This window comes from Amphritea atlantica (assembly GCF_024347255.1).
GTDB lineage: Bacteria > Pseudomonadota > Gammaproteobacteria > Pseudomonadales > Balneatricaceae > Amphritea > Amphritea atlantica.
Genome location: NZ_AP025284.1, coordinates 1,495,664 through 1,517,496, shown reverse-complemented (window position 1 = coordinate 1,517,496; position 21,833 = coordinate 1,495,664). Strand labels below are relative to the sequence as shown.

14 protein-coding genes are annotated in these 21,833 nt (G+C 52.7%); 4 read left to right on the top strand and 10 right to left on the bottom strand.

From position 1 onward, the window contains the following. Positions 1 to 10 precede the first annotated feature (10 nt). Complete coding sequence (gene peaA, locus OCU43_RS06890) at positions 11 to 1,609, bottom strand: quinohemoprotein amine dehydrogenase subunit alpha (protein WP_091352674.1); 1,599 nt, start codon at positions 1,607 to 1,609, stop codon at positions 11 to 13. A 493-nt stretch (positions 1,610 to 2,102) separates the two neighbouring features. On the opposite strand from peaA (OCU43_RS06890), the gene OCU43_RS06885 reads away from it, so the two are divergent. Together OCU43_RS06885 and ybiA are read left to right on the top strand one after the other, a co-directional pair. After that, entirely contained in the window at positions 2,103 to 3,602 is a 1,500-nt protein-coding gene (locus OCU43_RS06885) for an aldehyde dehydrogenase family protein (RefSeq protein WP_091352672.1), read from the top strand. A gap of 487 nt (positions 3,603 to 4,089) precedes the next feature. Further along, the gene (gene ybiA / locus OCU43_RS06880) at positions 4,090 to 4,566 is read left to right on the top strand and encodes a riboflavin biosynthesis intermediates N-glycosidase (protein ID WP_091352669.1); all 477 of its coding nucleotides are present in this window, start codon (positions 4,090 to 4,092) and stop codon (positions 4,564 to 4,566) included. Positions 4,567 to 4,587: 21 nt separating this feature from the next. Here ybiA and OCU43_RS06875 read toward each other — a convergent pair whose 3' ends face one another. The 9 genes from OCU43_RS06875 to peaA (OCU43_RS06835) all read right to left on the bottom strand — a co-directional run bounded on the left by OCU43_RS06875 (position 4,588) and on the right by peaA (OCU43_RS06835) (position 14,257). Then, on the bottom strand, positions 4,588 to 5,139 hold the full coding sequence (locus OCU43_RS06875) for a hypothetical protein (RefSeq protein ID WP_091352666.1): 552 nt from the start codon (positions 5,137 to 5,139) through the stop codon (positions 4,588 to 4,590). Then, the gene (locus OCU43_RS06870; protein ID WP_091352664.1) at positions 5,132 to 5,482 is read right to left on the bottom strand and encodes a winged helix-turn-helix domain-containing protein; all 351 of its coding nucleotides are present in this window, start codon (positions 5,480 to 5,482) and stop codon (positions 5,132 to 5,134) included. Before OCU43_RS06870 ends, OCU43_RS06875 begins: the two co-directional genes overlap by 8 nt. A 244-nt stretch (positions 5,483 to 5,726) precedes the next feature. Further along, positions 5,727 to 7,115: a flavin-dependent monooxygenase QhpG gene (gene qhpG / locus OCU43_RS06865; protein WP_245756471.1), complete on the bottom strand. Its 1,389-nt coding sequence runs from the start codon at positions 7,113 to 7,115 to the stop codon at positions 5,727 to 5,729. Then, positions 7,115 to 7,846 carry a subtilisin-like serine protease QhpE gene (gene qhpE / locus OCU43_RS06860; protein WP_245756470.1) on the bottom strand — a complete coding sequence of 244 codons (732 nt, stop codon included), beginning with the start codon at positions 7,844 to 7,846 and terminating at the stop codon, positions 7,115 to 7,117. Before qhpE ends, qhpG begins: the two co-directional genes overlap by 1 nt. A gap of 1 nt (position 7,847) precedes the next feature. After that, entirely contained in the window at positions 7,848 to 9,578 is a 1,731-nt protein-coding gene (locus tag OCU43_RS06855; protein ID WP_091352662.1) for an ABC transporter ATP-binding protein, read from the bottom strand. A gap of 115 nt (positions 9,579 to 9,693) precedes the next feature. After that, complete coding sequence (peaD, locus tag OCU43_RS06850) at positions 9,694 to 10,833, bottom strand: quinohemoprotein amine dehydrogenase subunit beta (protein ID WP_091352659.1); 1,140 nt, start codon at positions 10,831 to 10,833, stop codon at positions 9,694 to 9,696. 11 nt (positions 10,834 to 10,844) lie between these two features. After that, complete coding sequence (gene qhpC, locus OCU43_RS06845; protein WP_091352656.1) at positions 10,845 to 11,171, bottom strand: quinohemoprotein amine dehydrogenase subunit gamma; 327 nt, start codon at positions 11,169 to 11,171, stop codon at positions 10,845 to 10,847. Next, positions 11,172 to 12,605, bottom strand: a complete 1,434-nt coding sequence (peaB, locus tag OCU43_RS06840) for a quinohemoprotein amine dehydrogenase maturation protein (protein WP_091352653.1) — start codon at positions 12,603 to 12,605, stop codon at positions 11,172 to 11,174. It abuts the gene before it with no gap. 56 nt (positions 12,606 to 12,661) lie between these two features. After that, a complete protein-coding gene (peaA, locus tag OCU43_RS06835) occupies positions 12,662 to 14,257 on the bottom strand; it encodes a quinohemoprotein amine dehydrogenase subunit alpha (protein WP_091352651.1) in 1,596 nt (531 codons plus the stop codon). 336 nt (positions 14,258 to 14,593) lie between these two features. On the opposite strand from peaA (OCU43_RS06835), the gene OCU43_RS06830 reads away from it, so the two are divergent. Both OCU43_RS06830 and OCU43_RS06825 read left to right on the top strand, forming a co-directional pair. After that, positions 14,594 to 15,316: a response regulator gene (locus OCU43_RS06830; protein WP_091352648.1), complete on the top strand. Its 723-nt coding sequence runs from the start codon at positions 14,594 to 14,596 to the stop codon at positions 15,314 to 15,316. Between the two features lie 3 nt (positions 15,317 to 15,319). Then, positions 15,320 to 21,700, top strand: coding sequence for an AAA family ATPase (locus tag OCU43_RS06825; RefSeq protein WP_091352646.1), 6,381 nt, complete (start codon positions 15,320 to 15,322; stop codon positions 21,698 to 21,700). Positions 21,701 to 21,833 lie beyond the last annotated feature (133 nt).

Sequence of the window (21,833 nt, the reverse complement as noted above, 5' to 3'; positions counted from 1 at the left end):
CAGGAACTGCTTATGGCAGGGGTGGATTATTCCAGCGCTGTACAGTCACAATCATCTGGCCTTCAGCACTCAGAGTCTCGGCATCCTCCTTAACTTCGGCCACCACTTTCAGATTGCCGGCATTATTGGTTGACATGCGACGCTCGGGGTTTGGACCTGATCCAGCGGTAGTAAATACACCGGTTGTCTCATCCATCCGGCCGGTAAAATGGGTATCCCGGTCGGCAGCCGCCTGCTCATCAAATGGCTCAACATGCCATTTAGCCGGGACAAAACCGATGCGCATATCATCCTCAGTGCCAGGCTTGCCATCCGCACCATTCATCCATGCTTCCGCCTGGAAATGGCCATTATATTTCGGCGTAGAACCGCCATTTCCACCGACGCGAGCCACCGCAAAATCGGGCACCACTTTAACACTGCCGATCTGATCATAGACGGTCAGCATGGCGCCATTGGCCTTACCTGCAACCACATTGCGGGAGCCCGGTTTCGCCTGACTCTCAGCCGTCGCCTGAACAACCACTTTGTTATCATCGCGGTAGAGTTCACTGATAACCCGGATGCCATCGCCCAGGGAGACCTGTTTACCCAGCCCGGTGCCGACCAGTGTCAGCACGCCGGTACTACCTGCACGGATATAGCCCGGCTGAACAGCGAGCAGGGTTGGCGTAGTGCCGGCTTTCACTGCAGTGAAGTCCATCCCCGCTTCATCGTGTACCGCTTCAAACATGCGGCCGGTCAGTTCGGAGCCATCCTTCGACAGGGCAAATACCTGACGCATTTTCACCCCATCAATGGTCAGATTGGCACGCCACTCATAACCGGTGTAAACGATAGCGCTACCGCTGCCTTTCAGCGCAGAGCCATCGGCATACTCACCGTCGACACTCACCTTATACTGATCATCTTTACCACCAGAGACCGTCATGACGCCGCGAATATCGCCTTTTCCTGGCATCTGAGCACTGAAACTCCAGCTACCGCTGGCAGGCATTTTCTTAGCGCTCTGCCATTTATCCCAGCTGGCTGATTGCAGTGGCAACTCTTTCGCCAAAGCAGGCACCATCTCGTTGAGGGCCAGACCTATCCAGTCACGATCCCGCGCCAGCGCCTGATATTCCAGAGAGGGCCACTGTCCCAGATGGAAGTTCACCAGATGCTTCCACTCCGATTCCGGCCGACGCTGAAGTTTCACCCGGGCACCGGAATGACAACGGGCACACATATCGGTGAATTCTGGTGAGTCAAAGTTTTCCATGGTGTTCAGACGACGCTCCATGGCATAGCGGGAACCTGCAGTTTCTTCCGGTGCAAGCCCCTGCTTATCAGCAAAGTACTTCACCAGTGTGCGCCGTTCATCGTCGGTGACTTCCAGGCCATGCATCACCTGCATCCGGGCGATCGTCATCAACCATCCCTCAGGGGTTTTACGCTGATGACTCATGCGGCTCATCTGCAGAGGCTTGGCGCTCTCCTGGGTATGACATGCCACACATTTATTCTGAATAATGGCTTCAGCATCACCCGCCTGAACAGCCCCTGTTGGCAAGAATAATCCTGCCAGCAGAAGCCCACCCGATAGCCGGGGTAATCTCAATTTCTTCATCAAGGCCAGACTCCTTTTGTTGTTTATTTAGTTGAGCTGCTGAACGCAACCCAAAGTTCTAACCTGAAGGGATATAAAGCACGGCCTGTGCCAATAGAGATATCTGTATATTTTTCAATGAATTATGAAAAATCAGGGTAATCCTGTAGAAAAAATCAAGACGGCCACTGTTCAATAACGCAACACCGTTGTTCAAAAATGTAACAGTCAGGCAAAGCCAGAACGGTAACCGGGTGCAACATCCATCTGATGGCACACAGACAGAGCGGCCAACTGACTTATTTTTTAACACCCTGTCTCAGAGTAAAACAATCAGGCAGCGCATATTCCCCATATGAATTCTCATATTTATTCATATAAAACAATCAATTAAGACTATTCAAGCACTCTGGCACAGCCCTTGCGATAACCGTATCACTAAGTGTCGGGTTGCCTGAGCAGTATTCAGGCCTCTCTTAATATCTGCATACAACTATAAACAGGTCTATAAAATATGAGCGAATCACAATTTTCACCATCGGCACAAGCGATGGACTTTATTCAGCGGCAACATAAACTCCTGATTGGTGATCAGTGGCTGGACGCTGAAGATGGACGGACACTGCCTGTCATCAATCCCGCAAACGGCGAACAGATCGCTGCGGTCCCAAGCGGCAATAAAGCAGAGATTGATAAAGCGGTCGCTATGGCCCGCAAAACCTTCGAAGATTCAGACTGGAGCCGAATCAAGCCAGTTGATCGACAAAAACTACTGTGGAACTTCGCCGACCTGATAGAGAAGCATGCCCGACTGCTGGCAGAGATTGAATCGCTGGATAATGGTAAGAGTGTAGTGATCGCAGAGCATGTGGATATCCGCCTGGCGATCGATTTCCTGCGCTATATGGCCGGCTTCGCGACAAAGATCGAGGGACGCAGTGTCGATGTATCTGTACCGTTTATGCCGGACGCCCAGTTTCATGGTTATACCCGCCGGGAAGCGGTGGGCGTCGTCGGCGCCATCGTCGCCTGGAACTTCCCCCTGCTATTGGCCTGTTGGAAACTGGGCCCGGCACTGGCAACCGGTTGCACAGTTGTTCTTAAACCTGCCGATGAAACCCCGATGACCGCACTGATGCTGGGCCAGCTGGCACTGGAAGCGGGTTATCCACCGGGTGTCCTGAATGTGGTCACCGGCACCGGTATCGAAGCGGGTGCCGCCCTCTCCCATCATCCGGATGTGGATAAACTCACCTTTACCGGCTCCACTGAGGTGGGCAAACTGATCGGCAAGGCCGCGATGGACAGTATGACCCGGGTCACCCTCGAGTTGGGTGGTAAGTCCCCCACTATCGTGTTGGAAGATGCCGATCTGCAGACCGCCGCAGCTGGTGCCGCCAACGCGATCTTCTTCAATCAGGGCCAGGTATGTTGCGCCGGTTCACGCCTTTATGTGCATAAAAAGCATTTCGATAATGTGGTCGCCGATATCTCCGCTATTGCTGAAGGAATGACCCTGGGCCATGGTCTCGATCCCAATGCTCAGATGGGGCCACTGATCTCAGCCAAACAGCAAAACCGCGTGTGCAACTACATCGAACAGGGACGTAACGGCGGAGCCACTGTTACCACCGGAGGTATTGCAGTACCCGGCCCGGGCTTCTTTGTTAAACCCACGGTGATGGTGGATGTAGATCAGAACGCCAGCGTGGTGCAGGAGGAGATCTTCGGGCCGGTACTGGTAGCGATGCCGTTTGATGATATTGAAGAAGCGGTGCGTATCGCCAACGACAGCCAGTACGGCCTCGGCGCCAGCATCTGGTCAAACAACCTGTCACAGGTACACCGCATGATTCCGCGCATCAAGTCCGGTTCCGTCTGGGTCAACTGCCATACCGCCCTCGACCCTGCCCTGCCGTTCGGAGGCTTTAAACAATCCGGCCTGGGCCGGGAGATGGGCAGCGATGTCATTGAACACTACACCGAGGTTAAGTCGGTGCTAATGAGTATCTGAATCAGATAAAGGTTCACCCGAAAAGAGCTGCAGAGTCTGCGGCTCTTTTAACTTTCTCTGCCAAACGACACCCAGTCTCGATAATTACTGGCTGATACAGGAAACTATTTACCACCAATCGCCGTCCTCCTGAGCCCACAGGCCTCCTCTCTGATTCGCTGCTGGAAGCAGCTCCTACTCCCCTACCCCAAATACGCTAAGAGAAAGGGACACCGACTTTTTTAACAAAGTATCGCTTTTAGTAAGCGCTTGTCATGTATCAGTATTCACTATTAATCTTTGGAAACAGAGTTTGGCTATCCATTATGCCGCCCCTTCTGATTAAGGTTTATAATGAATGAAAATTCATACAGCCACCCTTGAGTTGAATTACCTGATTCCAATTTGTTAGCCGAGATATCATTCATAAGCAGATAATCGGATAGCCGGGATCATCAACCCTGGCCTCTGTATTTTATCGGCCTCTCGATTACGTGGAGAAACAAAGATGTTTTTTAGCCCCAAGAGTGCGAAGAAACTACTAACGCTGACCCGGATTGATCCCACTAACCCGCTGGCCTCATACTCTAAACACGCCTTCGAACTGGATGGTTATGAGTGGCCCTCAGTCGAACACTATTATCAGGCGATGAAGTTTGACGATACGCTATATGCTGAGCAGATCCGCCAGGCCCTCCATCCAGCCGATGCGACCAAACTGGGCAAAAGCAAAAAGCACGAAAAACGCAATGACTGGGACAGAGTTAAAGTGACCGTCATGACCCGCGGTACCTATATCAAATGCCGCACTTATCCGGAAATTGCACAAATGCTACTGGATACCGGTGAGATCGAAATTGCCGATGTCACCCAGTACGACTACTTCTGGGGCAGTGGCCGCGATATGCGCGGCAACAACGCCTTTGGCAAAATGCTGATGGAGATTCGCGATAAACTGCGCGAAGAGATGGCGCAGCAAACATAGAGCAAAAAGAGGACCGAACTATTAACGCTTCAGACGCGCAATAAACTCTTTAAATTTATCAACTTCTCCTTCCCGCTCAGCCCACTTTTCAATCTCATCAGGGCGATACTCCCCAACCTGATCATGGGCAACCCAGACGGCCTGTTCGAGAGCCTGTCGATCATTCCAGTGAAAATAAGCTGCAAGGCGGTCTTTTATGCAATCTTCCGGGGTAATCAGTGTAAAGGTTCCTAACGGTGTACTCAAAGTAGACCAGTTTCGAACAGGGTCATCACCCACTGAGAGCGGTCCGGAAGGAAACTCAACGACAAATGGCGAATCCGGATGTTCGAAATAACGCCCAACCGGTGTGAAGCCGATTTCAGACATCGCATCCTTAAGCTTTTTGCCTGGCGTATATGAGCGGTCAACAAAATCAAGGTCGTCCGATTGATAGAAGTTATCTGAGTAGATTGACACACAAGTTCCACCTACCAGAGTGACCTCGATCCCCTTTGCCGCCAGGTGAGAAGCTATCAACCCGGCCAGGTCCCGGGCAGTGATCGCTTTATGAATCACAGACTGATCAGCCATTGGCACGGGTCAATTTCAGGGGTTTCTCTGGTTTGCGGGGGCGACGACGATTATTCATCAACGCATCGTAAATATCTTCTGGATAGAACTCCAGTATCCGGTTTATCAGTGCTGTAAGCTCGTTGATATATACACAACGTGGATTCAGTGCATATACACGGGATCTGCCGACAAACCGGCTATACAGAACCCCAGCGGATTCCAGATTCTCAGCCTGTTTCTGAATAGGTGTAAGCGGGGCATTAAAAAATGCGGCTATCTCACGGGGATAGCCGTCACCCCGTGCTATCAAATATACCAGAACCCGTTCTTTGTTGATGTTGCCTAGTACACCTTCCAGCATTGTATTTTCCTGCCTGCACCACCTATTTAAACCCAGGTGTATGAGTAAAGCGTCTGTTAAATTGCTTGTAATCACACCATATCGAACCAATTATAGGTTCAAATGAACCGCTTAGTAAATCAAATAAACCTAAATAAAGGTCATAAAACCAGCTAACCTAAAGAAGCTCGTTGATAAGTATCGGTTAATTACGTGTATCTATTTCAGGTAAAACAATAAAAAATATTTATAGTCGGCTTTTCTATCAGCGTTCCACCTTCAACCAGCGGTTCTGATACAACCAACGGGTCAGCCCAGCGGCGATGTCGGGACTCATCCCCAATACTGTTTCAAGACAGGAATGCGGACTGGTCCCCTGCTCTCTGCTCTGCAGTGCCCGTACTACCGGCGCCATCGGTATACCATTAAGGTGCCATATCCCCAGCGGCTGGTCATTGGTGGTCACCACCTCATGTTCCTCAATCAGTCCATTGCTGACCACCGGCATACTGACTACCCGGAGTGAGTCAGGATCCGTTTCCTGGTGCAGGGGTTTGCTATCCGGCCAGTTGCGGCGAGTGGCCCAGAACGGGTTATCCCACCAGCGCTCTTCTGAGGCGTAAAAGTCCCGACCTATGCGGGCAAAACGGTGGAACAGATGATCAACCCGCTGCTGATAAAACTGTTTCGCCAGGGATCGGTTCTGAGGTTGTTGCAGCAGGGTATTAATTACCGCGGGAGCCTGCAATGCGCTGGAGAGTGCCTGAAAAATTCCATTACCTGAGAGAGGATCAACCGCCATCGCGGCATCGCCAACCCTGATCCAGTTGTCGCCGACGGCCTCACGGCAGAGTATCGGTGTGCTGGTGCGGGCGTGGATAACCCCGGTTGGCTTAGCGTTGGCAATAAAGGGTTGAGCGCTGGGCAGAGTGCGCAGGATAGCGTTACAGTGATCGATCAGCTGGGCTTTGTCCGGCAGATCGGCGCTGGCGACATCAAAGGTCAGTTGCAGATAGCGGGTACCATCGGACCAGGCGGCCATCCAGGCCCAGCCATCCTGAAAACTTTCAGCAGCGGACTGCGGCTGACAGGGTTCACCCTGCCAGTATTGCAACAGGGACACGGTTTCACTGCCCCGCAACCGCGCCAGTCCCGCTGCAGGCGCACTGCGACCACGGGCCTCCACCAGAAAGTCAGCCTTTAGCGGAGCAGCGTCCTTTAGCGGAGCTTTCTTTAGTAGAGCAGTCTCTGAGTCTTTCAGGGCAACGGAAAAACCGGCATCGGTCTCACTGACTTTGCCAACCCGCCCCGGTATCAGCTTCACCCCGGCCGCCTCGAGATCCCTGCCGATTCCCCGGTCCAGTTCACTACGGTTGATCAGCATCTCGGTATTGGCGCTGTTGGTTGCGCCGTTCCAGCTGGCAAGGCGTGGTGAGGGTGGCGGCAGGTTCACCAGGGCTTGCTTAAACCCCGCATTGCGCAGCCCTTCCAACACCCGCTCGGAGATCCCTTCGACCGCTTTAAAGGGTCTTGGCTCGGCGATCACGGTGACATCATAGCCCAGTTTTCTCAGGCCCAGAGCGGTGGCTCCTCCGGCAGGTCCGCCCCCCAGCACAATAATATGGGATAACGATTTTTGTTGAACCATACTCATCAGGCCTCACCTCGACTGTCAGACTTAACCGCCTGAGGGAAACGGACTTCAACACCAAAATAGTCCGCCTGACTCTCCAGCCAGCGATCCACTGAGGCCAGATCGGCAGCACCACCCTGGCTCAGATAGCGGCCGATATGGCCGGTTAACTGAGCACATCCCGCACTGGCCCCGATCACGCCGTTGCGGGCTGTAACATAGCCACCAAAATCCGCGTACTGGGTTTTCAGACAGGAAAGCTGCTGCGGATTTTCACAACGGGCATCGCCGGTCATACGCAGCACACCGGGATAAGCCGAGGGATAGACCGGATCGCCTTTAGCCGGTGAGGAGGCACAGATAATCACCCCGGCAGCCAGTGCCCGCTCGCAGGCAGTGCGTAAAATCTCGCGATCATTGCGCAGCCCCAGACTGAGGTTGATCAGATCCACCTGCTGTTCTACCAGCCAGTCGATCGCCGCGGCAACCTGAGCCGGAGTTGTCGCTAATCGCTCGGTGAATATCTGCGCAATAGCAAACTCAGCATCGGGTGCCTGCTCAGCAATCACCTCTAATAGCGCTGAGCCGTGCCCCAACTGATCATCAATGACCGGTGTTAAAACGATACCCTCATCGAACCGGAATGCCTGAGAAACAACCACCCGATCAGTCCCGGTTGGCGGTGATCCGGCAAAACCAAAACCGCTGTCGACCAGACCGATCAGCACTTTATCAGACTCCTTGCGCATCATCTCAGCTCACCTCCGGCAGCCTTTTTTCAGCCACTAACTGGCCACGGTTTAACTCAATTCGCACATCAACACCGCTTAATGTTGAAGCCCTGTGACTGATCAGAATGCGGGTTTTACCGGCAAAGATACGGTTAACATTGGCGATCACTTCGGTTTCGGTGGCTTCATCCACCGCCGAGGTCGCTTCATCCAGTATCAGGATGGCCGGTTGTTGCAGAATCGCCCGGGCGATCGCTACCCGCTGTTTCTGACCACCGGAGAGCTGACTGCCCCGCTCACCCAGTGGCGTTTCCAGCCCCAGCGGCAGAGAGCCGATCAGCTCCGTCAGTTGTGACTGTTCACAGGCAGCGATAACATCAGCATCGCGGGCTTCAGGTGCGGCATAACGGATATTTTCCATCAGGGTACCGCGGAACAGGGTGATATCCTGACTGACCAGCGCCACCCGTTTACGCAGCGCCATCGGCGGCAGTTGTTTCAGATTCACGCCATCGATGAGAATGCGCCCCTGCTCTGGGTCGTAATAACGCATCAGCAGATCGATCACGGTGGATTTACCCACCCCGGATGGCCCGGTCAGGGCGATACTGGCACCCGCCGGAAACACGGTATTCGCATGACTCAGAATCGGCTCATTTCGACCCTCATAACTAAAACTGACCCGGTCAAAACTGATCTCACCGCGCATATCATCCGCCAGTGAAGCGGGTTGTTCCGGAGTGGTGATATCCGGTTCTGCCCGGCGCAGATCCATCACCCGGTCGAGGCTTACCGACATCCGTTGGATCGCCACATACAAGCCTAACAGGCTCTGTACCGGGCCGGTAGCCATACCTAAATAGGTGGAAAATGCGATCAATGAACCCAACTGCCACTGCCCTTCGATCACCCAGTAACCGCCGATCAGAAACGCCGTGGCGCGGGTCAGTGAGGTCAGTGTGCCAGGAATCGCCTGGGTAAAGAATTCGGTCACCTGCAGCTTTAGCAGGTCGGTCAGATAATTGTCGCTGAGGCTATGGAGTTTGCGTGATTCCCGTTTTTCCTGGGAGACCGCCTGAATAAACTTCATCGCCGGCAGGGTTTCCACCAGAAATGAGCTAAGATCGGCTGAGCGTTCACGAATGATACGCGCCTGACGTTCGACTTTACGGCGCATCCAGCGTAACCAGAGTACCTCCAGCGGAATCAGCACCAGCACCAACAGCGACAGTTTCCACGACAGGGTCACCAGCAACACCAGCGCCCCCACCAGTCCCAGCACACTGCTCAGGGCGGAGAACATACTATCGACTGCAAAACGCTGAATCTGTGATACATCACCGTCCAGACGGGAGAGAATATCGCCGATGCGGCGGCCGCCAAAGAACTGCGGCGACAGGGTTTGCAGATGTTCATAAAGATGTTCGCGCAGGGAGAAGAGAATTTTGCCCGATAGCCGGGTATGCAGATAACGGTTGATACCCGACAGCGTGGTACTGATAATGCCGACGAAAATCATGCCAACGGCCATCGTCACCAGCATGCCGTAATCTTTTGCCAGCAAACCTTCGTCGATCAGCAGCTTGGTCAGCCAGGGTTGCAACAACACCAGGGCGGAGGCAAACGCAGACAACAGCATCAGACCGATGATAGCCCTCGATTGCGGCCGGACAAAAGTGTAAAGCCAGCGGAACGCCTCTTCTAACCGGCCCCGGTCCTGGCCATCAATTGCTGCACTTAGCCATCTGATCATGCTTACGTCATCTCTTTTCAGCAGATACAAAAAAGGCTGTCAGAGGACAGCCTTTACTTACCAGACTATCAGTCTGGTTATCGGAGTAATAGTCCCGATCTACTTCAATCCCGAATTACTTTAGATAAGCAATGCGCATGCCTGAAGTGGACATATCACCCGGTAACTGAATTGAACCAATTTTTTCCAGGGTATCCGGATCATGGATCGAGATATCACTGGAGGTACCGCCCACATAGATGGTGCGGTCATGGGTCATGTTCAGATCGTAATAGGTATGTTCCATGTTATGCACAGCCAGCGTTTTATGCTCACGAATGTTGTGCTTTGACAGTGTATTAAACGCTCCATAGATTACATCACTATCTTCCGGATCGGTAATAAAGTTGAAGATAATAAACTCAAAAGGCACGGTTTCGGTTTGCTCAACTTCACCGGTTTTCAGATCAACCCGGCTCATCCCCCACCAGAACTCAGCCTTCTCCATATCACCCGGATCGCCATTCCACTTGATGGTGAAGTACGGCATGATAAATTCGTCGACATGTTCACCCAGAGAGTGCATGGCGAACGCATCAGGCTGCACCCACTTATCAGCGGGTCTGTCCCAGTGTTGCAGCTTACTCAGCATCCGTATCTCACCGGTTTGCGGATTAATCGCCTGCAGGTCTGGCCCACCGAGAATCACTTCTCCGGTATCCATCGCCGTGATTTTAGTAATCTGACGGCCCACAGGGAAAGTTCTGATCGGCTTGGCATCCAGACCTGCACTGGTATCGTAAACAGCCAGTTGGGGCTCCATCACCTCATACCGGTCAGATAACTTACGGGTTGGGTTCTGTATGGTATACAGTTCCTTACCGTCCCGGCTGACCGCCAGAGAGACAAAGCTTTTAACGGTGACGGTTTTATCCGACTGCTTAGCAAAGAACACCATATCGCAGTTGGTAATATCAAATCCGGCAACGTCTTCCCACTTGTTGGTACCGACATAGGCGATCCGGCCATCCGGTGAGGGTTCAACCGTTCCCTGACCGAACACACCCGGAACATCACAGCTGCGGACAATCTTATTGGTTTCGGTATCAATCACATGCAGCTGATTAGGACGGCTTACCGTCAACAGATACTCATGACCACCACCTTTCATACCATTGAGCGATGCGGATGGGTTGGTTGAACAACCGGACATCAGCGCAACACTGCTTACAGCACCGATCAGCGCTGCGGCTTTTATCATATGGGTAAATTTCATCTGCGCCTCCGTTACTTCTGCTCTTCCGGGAAAATGCCATCCAGCTTGCGCCAGTCTTCATTTGCCTTGGATACATCCTGAGACCACTCAGGGTAGTTACTCATAGTGTCTGGCACCTGGGCAGGCCACCAGCAGGCATCCGCGCAGCCATAGAGGTCAGATTCCATCGGCTGGCACAGGGAACCCAGACCACCAAAGGGATCAACTTCCCAGCCCGGATCATTCGTAGAGGTGCAGCCGACTATAGTCTGCATCGCGACGACTTCTTCTACCTGATCAGGGGAGGTAGTCTGATCAAGCATTTTCGCTTTTTTATTAAACGACTTCAGATGTTTCATTTAAGCACTCCTTCTAGGAGAGACGTGGGCTTCGAAAAAGCCCGGATTCTCTATCATGATGCGGGTGTACGCCTCGACTCCGAAATCGACCCAGTCTCGCAACAGGTCGCAGTAATGGTAGGAGGGTACGGTCGCATCACCGTATTTTGCGTAACTTTCGTGATAACAACCGCCGGAACAGATATTACGGATACGGCAGGTTTCGCAACCGGTATCACTGCGGTCCAGACGGGTTTCGATAAACTCAGCCAGAGCGGGCTTATCCAACCCCTCACTGACATCACCGAACAACGGCTGATCCGACCCGGTAAACCGGTGGCACAGGTTGACGCCACCTTTGGTATCCACCGCCAGCAAACCCACACCAGCACCACAGGGGAGCTGTTTTTTGTTGCCCTCATGGATGTCGGTCATCAGCATATGCATATTGCCGAAACCCAGGTTTTTACCTTCCAGTGCTGCCGCGAGATACTTCCGGCCCAGACGTTTCATCCCCGCAAACACCTCAACCATCTCCTCGGCAGTGAGATTAAACGAGGTAATATCACCGGAGGTAACCGGGCCAAATCCGACTTCAGAGAAACCAAGATCGTGATAAAGATGGTCGAAGATCGCTTCCACATCGGTGATGCCCCGGGTCAGAGTAACCCGGCAACCGATCGGCCGTGCGGTATAGCGCGAAAGCAACATCTGCGCCTTCTGCTTCACCACATCGTAAGTACCCTGCCCACCGACGGTAATCCGGTTTTTATCGTGCATCGCCTTGGGACCATCCATCGAGATCGTCAGGCCAAAGCGGTGTTCGTTAAACCAGTCCACCAATTCTTCGTTGAGCATGGTGGCGTTGGTGGTCATGGTAAAGCTCACCTCAGCTTCCAGCGTCGCAAAACGCTCTTCACAGTAGGCCACCACATTACGGATCAGCGGCATATTGGTGAGTGGCTCACCACCGAAGAACACCACGTTGTACTGACGCTGGTCCGGAGACTCTTTCAGCATCATCTCAACCGACTGCACCGCGGTGTCAAAGCTCATCTTGTCACCCTTTGACGGGGTGGTCAGATCCTCTTTGTAGCAGTACGTGCAACTGAGGTTACAACCGGTATTGGTGTTCAGTACGATGGTGGTCAGCGGAAACTGCTTCACCGGCTTGGGCTCATTATTAATCTGCGCCCAGGTGCCCGCTTCAGCAATGACCTTCAGTGTCTTTAACTCTTCCAGAGTATCCACCACATCACCAGCACTGAACCGGCCATCAAAGCGGTCACGAATCTGCAGCGCAGACACTTCCGTTTCAGATGAAAACAGTTCGATCAGTTCCCGGCCCAGCGTATCCAGCTCAAACAGGCTACTGGTCGGCACATGGAACAACATCCTGCGTTCCGCTACATCAACCAGATGCAGGTTGGGTTTTACCAGAGTTAAAGATCCCATTGTCAGTCTCTCTTCTTGTTATTCGCTACAACAGATGTTGGCGGTTGTTATCAGTGTTACTGAATAGCGCGTTTGATATAGCTCGGAACAGCCACCAGCAGGTCTGACTCACCCTCAACAGTGCTATCGCCATCTTTAACGGAAGCCACCACTTTCAGCATGCCAACGTTATTGGTAGACATCTTGCGCTGTGGGTTCGGGCCAGTATCACCCGGAGTAAAGACGCCGTTGCTGTCGATGGTGCCGGCAAACTCAACATCCCGATCCTCTTCCGCCACTTCATTCTGTGGTTTCAGCGACCAGGTGGCAGGCATATACCCCAGCCGCAGATCATCATCAGTGCCTGGTTGGCCATCTTTACCAGCACTAAACGCCAGCGCGCGGTAGGTTGATTGCACTTTTGGAATCTTACCGCCGTTGCCACCGATACGTGCCAGCGACTGAGGTGGTGATACCTGCACGGTTGCAACCTTGTCATAGACAGCCAGTTGCGCTTTGGCTTTGGTTGCGCCCACCGCGACATCACGCATTCCGACAGTGGCTGAAGCAGACGCTTTAGCCGCTACTACCACCCGGTCAGCATCACGGGACAGGACTTTAAGGACTTTGACACCAGCCCCCAGATTAACGCTGCCTTTCAGATAGCCGCCAAAAATGGTGACCTCGGATGTTTCACCCTGCTTCAGGGCACTCGGAGACAGACCAACGATGGCACTGCCATTGACCGCTCTCAGATCCCCGCCAATCTCATCGTGGGCACTCTGATACATACGACCGGTCAGGGAGGTGCCATCTGTAGAGGCGGCCATAACCTGACGCATGCTGACACCATCAATCGTCAGAGACGCGCGCCATTCATAACCGGAAAAGACCTGCGCGGCACCATTACCACTCAGTAAAGAGCCATCGGCATAATGGCCATCCAGATTAACGGAATACTTATTATCTGAAGTTTTTACTACTTTCAGGATAGCGCTGTAATCACCCTTAGCAGGCATATAACCCGCGACAGACCAGCTACCTTCCAGCTTAGGTTTTGCCATTTTCTGCCACTGTTTCCAGGCAGCATCATTGAAAGCATAATCCATCGCCAGCTTAGGGGCTGTTTCATTCAGGGCGATGTCGTACCAACGACGATCCCGTGCCAGAGCATGTAACTCGGTAGTGGGATGGATCGCCATGTGAGTGTTCACCAGCTCTTTCCACTCATCCTCGGTACGGCGCTGTAAGCCGAACCGGGCGTTAGAGTGACAACGGGCGCACATCTCTTTGTACGCTGGATCAACGTCTTCAACAACGTTTGGCTTCTGTTCCAGCACATAGCGGAACGGCGCGGCTTCAGAAGGCGCCAGCCCCTGGGTGTCAGACAGGTATCGGATCACTGCCTGAGTCTCTTCAGAGGAGAGCACCAGACCGTTCCGATGCTGCATTCGCTGCAACGTCATCTGCCAGCCTTCAGGCGTTTTACGCTGCTGACTGATTCTTGAATATGGCGTTTCGGGGTTTCCGGTGCGCGTATGGCAGCTCAGACATTTTTCCTGAATCACCTTCTCACCATCCATCGCCCAGGACGCCGCCGGGGTCAGCATAGTCCCCATCAGTGCCAGTGCACTCACACTGAGTAGTGCATGCTTGGATTTATTATTGTTCAAGGCCAATCACTCCTGTAAGAATTTTCTGTGCAGCATCTGTTGCGGTAAATCGGAACAGATGCAGGCCCTCATCGATTTTTTTAGTTCGCCGGTCTCCCAACTCCAACTAACCTAACCGTCCGGTGTAAATGAATTTCCGTGAATTTGTGCTAAGTTGTTATCTAATGTAACAGGATGTAACTACGAATCTTTGATCGAATATAACTCATTATTAATAAAAGATTTTTATCTGAAACATGATACAACACAACTTATTGAAGATATCTGTTCCGAATCGCGATAGCTTGCTAGACTCAAGTCTGACGATCAACCAACCCCTTATAATAGTAGTAGACCATGACCGCTCCCACTGAACAGACGCACATCCTAATCGTAGAAGATGATTTTGCCTCCCGCTCTCTGCTGGTCAGCTACTTTGAAAACGAAGGTTATCGGGTGAGTGAAACCGACCATGGTGAAAGCCTGGTACAGCGGGTGCTTGATGAGAGAATCGATCTGGTGCTGCTGGATATCAATCTGCCCGGCAAGGACGGACTGACACTGACCCGCGAACTCAGAGCCCACTCAAAAGTCGGCATCATACTGGTGACCAGCAAAGGCGATGAGATTGATCGTATCGTCGGACTGGAGCTGGGCGCCGATGACTATGTCACCAAGCCCTTTACCCCCCGCGAACTACTGGTGCGGGCCAAGAATCTGATCTGGCGGGTCACCGATCAACCGGGTAAAGCGGAAACCAGGGAGAAACACCTGATTCAGTTTGAAGGCTGGACGCTGGATTGCAGCAAGCGCTTACTGGAAAGTCCGGAAGCTGTTTCAGAACGTCTGCCAGAGGGCGAATTCAAACTACTGAATGCACTCATCAGTCGCCGGGGTCAGGTGCTCAGCAGAGATCAGTTGATGGATGCCATTCATGATCGGGAATGGAACCCCAATGACCGCTCTGTCGATGTGCTGGTTGGACGCCTGCGACGTAAACTTAACGATAATCCGCTTGATCCCCACTTTATACTCACGGCACATGGCGCTGGGTATATGTTCGCCGGGGAGATTGACTGATCTATGTCCCATGTTCCCGGCTTTCAGGTCCAGACCATTATCCACCGGGGTAAACACTGCACGGTCAGTCGCGCCCTCAGGGAGAATGATCTGCAGCCAGTCATCATCAAACAGCTCAACAAAAACTCAACCACTCCCGAAGATATCAGTCGTTTTGAGCATGAATATGAACTGCTCAGCAGCCTGGATATCAGGGGGGTTATAGCACCTTCAGTTCTGACCAGCGTCAACCACCAGACCACGCTGATATTTCCTGACCAGGGAGGCATATCCCTGAGGCAGATGATGCAAAAAAAACAGTATTCCTGGGAACAGATTCTGCCGATGGCAATCGCGCTTTGCGAGCTGCTGGGACGGCTGCACAGCGAGCGGGTGATACATAAGAAACTGTCTCCGGATAATATTCTCTGGTTAGCAGAAACCGGAGAGGTGCAACTGATCGATTTCGCCATTGCCACCCGGCTGACCCGCGAACAGGCCAGCTGGAACTCACAACAACTCTCCGTTGATGACCTGCGTTACATGGCGCCGGAGCAAACCGGGCGGATCAACCGACATATCGATTTTCGCAGTGACTTTTACAGCCTGGGTGTCACCCTCTATGAAATACTCTGCGGACGTCCACCCTTTACCGGTAAAGATCGTCTGCAACTGATCCACAGCCATATTGCCAAACACCCGCAGGCACCCCACAAAGTTAAACCTGAACTGCCGGAGATGCTCAGCCGGATTGTCCTGAAACTGATGGCCAAAGATGCCTCGGAGCGGTACCAGTCAAGCTTCGGTATCTCTGAGGATCTGAAACGCTGCCTGACGCTTTGGACGCAGCACCAGAGTATTCCGCTGTTCAGCCTGGCCCGTAAAGATATCTCTGAACACTTCTCCATCCCTCAACGTCTCTATGGGCGTGCGGCAACCATCCAGAAACTGCGTAACAGTTTCGATCAGGCGAATCTGCGACGTCAGGAGCTGATTCTGATTACCGGTTACGCGGGCGTGGGGAAGTCGAGTCTGGTTCACGAACTGCGTCACTATATCCATGAACAGAACGGGCGGTTTATCAGCGGCAAGTTTGATCAGTTCCGTCGAACCCGCCCCTACTCCGGTATTTTTCTCGCCCTGCAGGGTCTGATCAGGCAGCTGTTAACCGAGAACGAACAGGAGATTACAGGCTACCGGGATCAGATCCTCAATGCCCTGGGGCAGAATGCCCACGCCCTGATACGCCTGGTGCCTGAACTGGAACTGATCATTGGCCCACAAAAAAATACGCCCCGCTTTTCTATTCTCGAAGAGCAGAACCGCTTCTCCCGTCTGGTGAAATCACTGCTCAGCGTATTTGCAACGGCAGAAACCCCGTTGCTGCTGTTTCTCGATGATCTTCACTGGGGGGATCTGGCGTCATTCAACCTGATCACCTCATTGTGTGAAAAGGGTGATATGTCAAACCTGCTGATTGTCGGCAGCTACCGGGATCAGGAAGTGAGTCCGACTCATCCCATGACGCTGGCGATCAGTAAGATAAAACAGGGCAGTAGCAACATCAGTGAGATCTTCCTTGAACCGCTGAACAAATCCCAGATTATCAGACTGATTGCAGATACCCTGAGAACCGAACCGCAACACTGCACCGAGCTGGCGCAGATCTGTCTGGAGAAGACCCAGGGCAACCCGTTTTTCCTCATTCAGTTTCTTTACTCACTGCATGATGAGGGACTGATCCGCTTTCAGAACAACCGCTGGCAATGGGATGAACAAAAAATCCAGTCACGGGAGATGAGTGATAACGTCATCGACCTGATGGTCAGTAAGATACAAAAGCTGTCTCATGCGAGTCAGAAAGCGCTGCAGATGGCCGCCTGTATCGGCAGCCCGTTTGATCTCAACACCCTCGCCGTTGTCTTAGAACAGAGTCCCCACAGCACCACCGGAAACCTGATGGATGCCATGCGTGAAGGGCTGCTCATTCCGCTGGATATCAACTACTCAAGCCGCTCAGGACTGCGCTTCGAACGTCACCGCTATCGCTTTGTCCATGACCGGATTCAGCAGGCGGCCTACTCTCTGATCCCCGAAAATCAACGGCAGCAACTGCACCTGCAGATAGGCCGGCTGTTACAACAGCGTTTTCCTGATCAAAACAGCCGGCCGGTGTTCGAGATAACCAACCATCTGAACAGCGCCCGCACGCTGATCGAGTCCACCGCGGAGCTGACCGAGCTGGCATCACTCAACTGCCAGTCTGGCATGCAGGCACTGGATTCAGCTGCCTTTGATGCCGCCCAGGAATATTTTCAGACCGGCATTGAACTACTGCCGGATAACAGCTGGCAACAACATTACGAACTGACCTTAACCCTCTATAAAAGTGGCGCTGAAGCCGCCTATATCCGCGCCCAGTATGAGCAGATGAACTATCTGATCGATCAGGTGATACAGAATAGTGAAAACGTGCTCGACCGGGTCAAAGTCTTCGAGATCAGAATTCAGTCGCATATTGCCAGGAACCAGTTCGACCAGGCGATGAAAGTGGCCCTGCAGGTGCTTAAACTGCTGGGGGTAGAGCTACCCTCAAAACCCAGCAGACGACATATCTGGCAAGGCGTTTTAAGAACCCAGTGGTTACTGCACAGACGCAGCCGGGAGCAGATACTCAACGCCGCCCCCATGCAGGACCCTCATGATCTGGCAGCCCTGTCGATACTGGCCAGTATGTTCGGGGCGGTAAAATTTTCCAGCTCGGCCCTGCGGCCACTGGTGATGGCCAAAGAGGTCGAACTCACCCTCACCCGGGGTATTACAGCGCACTCCCCGATGGCCTTTGCCGGTTATGGCGGTATCCTCTGCGGCAAGTATTTCGCCATTGAACAGGGATATCGATTAGGTTCCATCGCCATCGAGCTAGACCAACGCCAACCCGACCGCCTGTTGCATCATCGCACCATGTCTCTGTTCGACTCTTATGTACGCCACTGGAAAGAACCGCTGCAGAACTCACTGAGTTCGCTGATGGAGGGACATCAACAGGCGATCAACTGTGGCGACATTGAGTGGGGCAGCTATAGCCTGGCAGCCTGGATCCAGTATGCGTTTACCCAGACAGACAATTTTGCAGAGTTACAGCCGACACTGGAAAACTACACCAATGCACTGCTGCAATATGGGCAAAAACCATCGATACAGTATTCACTGCAGGCATTACAGGCAATCGATAACCTGCTGGGGAAAAATGAAGATCCAACCCGGTTGTTTGGCCGCTTTTTCAATCAAACAATGCTGGATGAACACCACAGTGAAGACCATCGCACCGCGATCGCCACCTATCACCACTACTGTGCGCTGCTCTGCTTTATTTTTGAAGACTATCAACAGGCTAACTGGCATTGCGAAACAGGCGCGCCCTATCTACCGCATATCGTCGGCACCTACTCCTCTCCCTGCTTTGAATATATAACCGCCCTGTCCAGGCTCGCACTTCTATCTGATATCAGTATTCTGCAGCAGAACAAAAAGCTGAAACCTATTCGCAGAGCACTTCGCAGAGCCAAACGCCAGGCTCGCCACTGCCCTGAAAATCATCAGCATTTTGCTTCTCTGCTGCAAGCTGAACTGTATCGGGTCACTCGCCAGTTTCACAAAGCGATGGACTATTATGATGCGGCCATCAGCTGCGCTCAGCGGAACCATTTTCATCTGATAGCCGCACTTGCCGCAGAGATGGCCGGCCGTTGCTATATCGAGTGGGATAAACAGAATATTGCCCACACCTATCTTAATGATGCCTGGGACCGGTATCAGCAGCTGCAGGTCAAACCAAAGCTGCAACAGCTACAGAGCCGCTATCCGGAGTTATTCGCCAGTCGTAGCATCAGCCACAACGAAAAGAACAAAACACTGACCAGCACAGATGACGGCGACACCTTTTCCAATCAGCAGCTGGATACCATTTCGGTTATCCGCTCTTCCCAGGCCATTTCCGATGAGATCGTGCTGGAGAAACTGCTCGGCAGGCTGATGGCACTGGCGCTGGAGAGTGCCGGAGCACAACGGGCTATTCTCATACTTAAAGAGCGGGACGAATACTATATCGAAGCGGAAACTGAGCTGGATCAGCCGCCCCGGTTCTTCAAAAATCTAACGCTGGATGACTGCACCAGGCTGCCGGTCAGTATTGTTCACTATACCGCCCGCACCAAAGAGATTGTGGTGCTCAGTGATGCCCACAGTCATGATATGTTTATGCAGGATAGTTATATCCGGGCGCACAAACCCCGTTCGTTGCTGTGCATGCCGATCCTCTACCACGGCGAGCTGACCGCCCTGCTCTATCTGGAAAACAATGAAAGTCGAAATGTATTCGATCCATCACGCATGGAAACCCTGCAAATACTCTCGGCCCAGGCGGCCATCTCCATCGAAAATGCCAAGCTATACTCCAGCCTGGAACAGTCAGAACAGGAGTTTCGCTCACTGTTTGAAAACACCGTTGAAGCCATTTTCAGGGCCAGTGCGCAGGGGCATTTTATCTCTGCTAACCCGGCTCTGGCTGAACTGTTAGGCTATTCCAATCCACAGGAGTTTCTGCACACCATCACCGATATTGGCAGCCAGTGCTTTGCCAACAGCATCGACCTGCACAGCTTCCTCAGTCAGTTATCTGCCGATAACCGGGTGCTAGGCTTCGAAACCGAGTGGCTGCGCCGCGATGGTACCCCCGTAAATGTCTCCATCTCGGCACGCCGGGAGCTGGATGACCAGGGTAATGTTGTTTACTACGAGGGATCACTGAGCAATATCACCGAACGTAAAGCGAAGGAACAGGCGCAGCTGAATCTGCAGAAGTCAGAAGCCGCCAGTCAGGCAAAGTCTGAATTTCTGGCAACCATCAGCCACGAGATCAGAACCCCCATGAACGGGATTCTGGGGATGGCTCAGCTGCTTAATAAAGGCAACCTTCTCCCTGACCAGCGGGAACAGGTCGAGGCGATCTACCAATCCGGTCAGAACCTCCTGTCAATCCTCAATGATGTCCTCGATTTCACCAAGGCTGAAGCGGGTCAGGTGGAGCTGCACAACGCGCCCTTCTCCGTCAGACAGGTGCTCAATGAACTGGAGTTGATGCTGCGGCCAATGACACTGGAAAAACGTCTGTCACTGGAACTGGTGATCAGTGACTCGTTGCCCGACAGGGTTTTCGGTGACCGACGCAGTCTGGTACAGGTATTGATGAACCTCTGCGCCAATGCCATTAAGTTTACCCAGCAGGGTTACATTAAAATATCGGTCGACGCCCTTCAGAGTGATCAGACCACCAGAATCCATTTTACGGTTGAAGATAGTGGCATCGGTATTCCTGAAGAATCGCACCACCGGATCTTCCAGCACTTCTCCCAGGCAGACTCGTCCATTACCCGCCGGTACGGTGGCACCGGTCTGGGGCTTGCCATCAGCAAAAAAATGGTCGAACTGCAACAGGGCGAGATCGGCTTTAGCAGCATCGCGGGACAGGGCAGCCAGTTCTGGTTCACCATCCCCTATGCGCTAACGACAACAGAGCAGGACAACCTGATAGACAGCCTGCCTGCCCCAACAGCTCCAACACCACTGGATATTTTGCTGGTCGAGGATACGCCCATCAATCAACAGGTGGCGAAAGGCCTGCTGGAAAGCGATGGACACCGGGTTGAGATCGCTGAAAACGGTTATACCGCCCTGCAGAAACATGATCAGCACGACTACGATCTGATACTGATGGATATCCATCTGCCGGATATGGATGGCATGGAAACCACCCGCAGAATCCGCCAGCATCGCACGCCGGAAAAAGCCAATGTGCGGGTGATCGCCCTGACCGCCAGTATTACCGAAGCGGAGATCAACAACTATCATGCCGCCGGGATCGATGCGGTGATCGGCAAACCCCTGCAGTTTACCGAACTACAACGACTACTGAGTCAACATCCGGCAGCCGTTAACAATACCGAGCTTCACGCATCTGTGCCGAATCCTTCAGAAACGGTGACAGCAACAAATGAGATGACGACTATGCTCGATGAACATCTGGTTGGCCAACATTGCAGCATGCTGGGCAGCGAGAAATTTATCCGCCTGCTTAATCAGCTAGAACAGCAATGTCAGCAACTGACTGAGAAGATGCAGCAGGCATACGAGGCTGAAGATTTTAAGGCGATGCAAAGTTTCGCCCATCAACTGGCCGGAGCAGCGGCAAATTTCGGTCTGCATTCACTGGCCGTGCGGAGTAAAGCGATAGAGATGGATAAAGAAGTAATCACATCAGACACCTGTAACGAACTGAAAAGCCTGGTAGCTATGGGTCTTGAGGCGCTGCACCAGTTTAGTCAGCAGAGCGAAACCAGCAACTAGCGGCAATAAAAGGCTAAAAAAAGCCCCTCATCAGAGGGGCAAAGCTATCGTTTATAGCCAGGAAGAAAGCTCCGGAAAACGAGGCCCCGGATCACGAGAGCTCCGGAAAACGAGAGCACCGGAAAACGAAAGC

Excerpts from the sequence above, each read along its gene's own strand:
- peaA (WP_091352674.1), bottom strand. The coding sequence starts at position 1,609 with ATGAAGAAATTGAGATTACCCCGGCTATCGGGTGGGCTTCTGCTGGCA.
- OCU43_RS06885 (WP_091352672.1), top strand. The coding sequence starts at position 2,103 with ATGAGCGAATCACAATTTTCACCATCGGCACAAGCGATGGACTTTATT.
- ybiA (WP_091352669.1), top strand. The coding sequence starts at position 4,090 with ATGTTTTTTAGCCCCAAGAGTGCGAAGAAACTACTAACGCTGACCCGG.
- OCU43_RS06875 (WP_091352666.1), bottom strand. The coding sequence starts at position 5,139 with ATGGCTGATCAGTCTGTGATTCATAAAGCGATCACTGCCCGGGACCTG.
- OCU43_RS06870 (WP_091352664.1), bottom strand. The coding sequence starts at position 5,482 with ATGCTGGAAGGTGTACTAGGCAACATCAACAAAGAACGGGTTCTGGTA.
- qhpG (WP_245756471.1), bottom strand. The coding sequence starts at position 7,115 with ATGAGTATGGTTCAACAAAAATCGTTATCCCATATTATTGTGCTGGGG.
- qhpE (WP_245756470.1), bottom strand. The coding sequence starts at position 7,846 with ATGATGCGCAAGGAGTCTGATAAAGTGCTGATCGGTCTGGTCGACAGC.
- OCU43_RS06855 (WP_091352662.1), bottom strand. The coding sequence starts at position 9,578 with ATGATCAGATGGCTAAGTGCAGCAATTGATGGCCAGGACCGGGGCCGG.
- peaD (WP_091352659.1), bottom strand. The coding sequence starts at position 10,833 with ATGAAATTTACCCATATGATAAAAGCCGCAGCGCTGATCGGTGCTGTA.
- qhpC (WP_091352656.1), bottom strand. The coding sequence starts at position 11,171 with ATGAAACATCTGAAGTCGTTTAATAAAAAAGCGAAAATGCTTGATCAG.
- peaB (WP_091352653.1), bottom strand. The coding sequence starts at position 12,605 with ATGGGATCTTTAACTCTGGTAAAACCCAACCTGCATCTGGTTGATGTA.
- OCU43_RS06830 (WP_091352648.1), top strand. The coding sequence starts at position 14,594 with ATGACCGCTCCCACTGAACAGACGCACATCCTAATCGTAGAAGATGAT.
- OCU43_RS06825 (WP_091352646.1), top strand. The coding sequence starts at position 15,320 with ATGTCCCATGTTCCCGGCTTTCAGGTCCAGACCATTATCCACCGGGGT.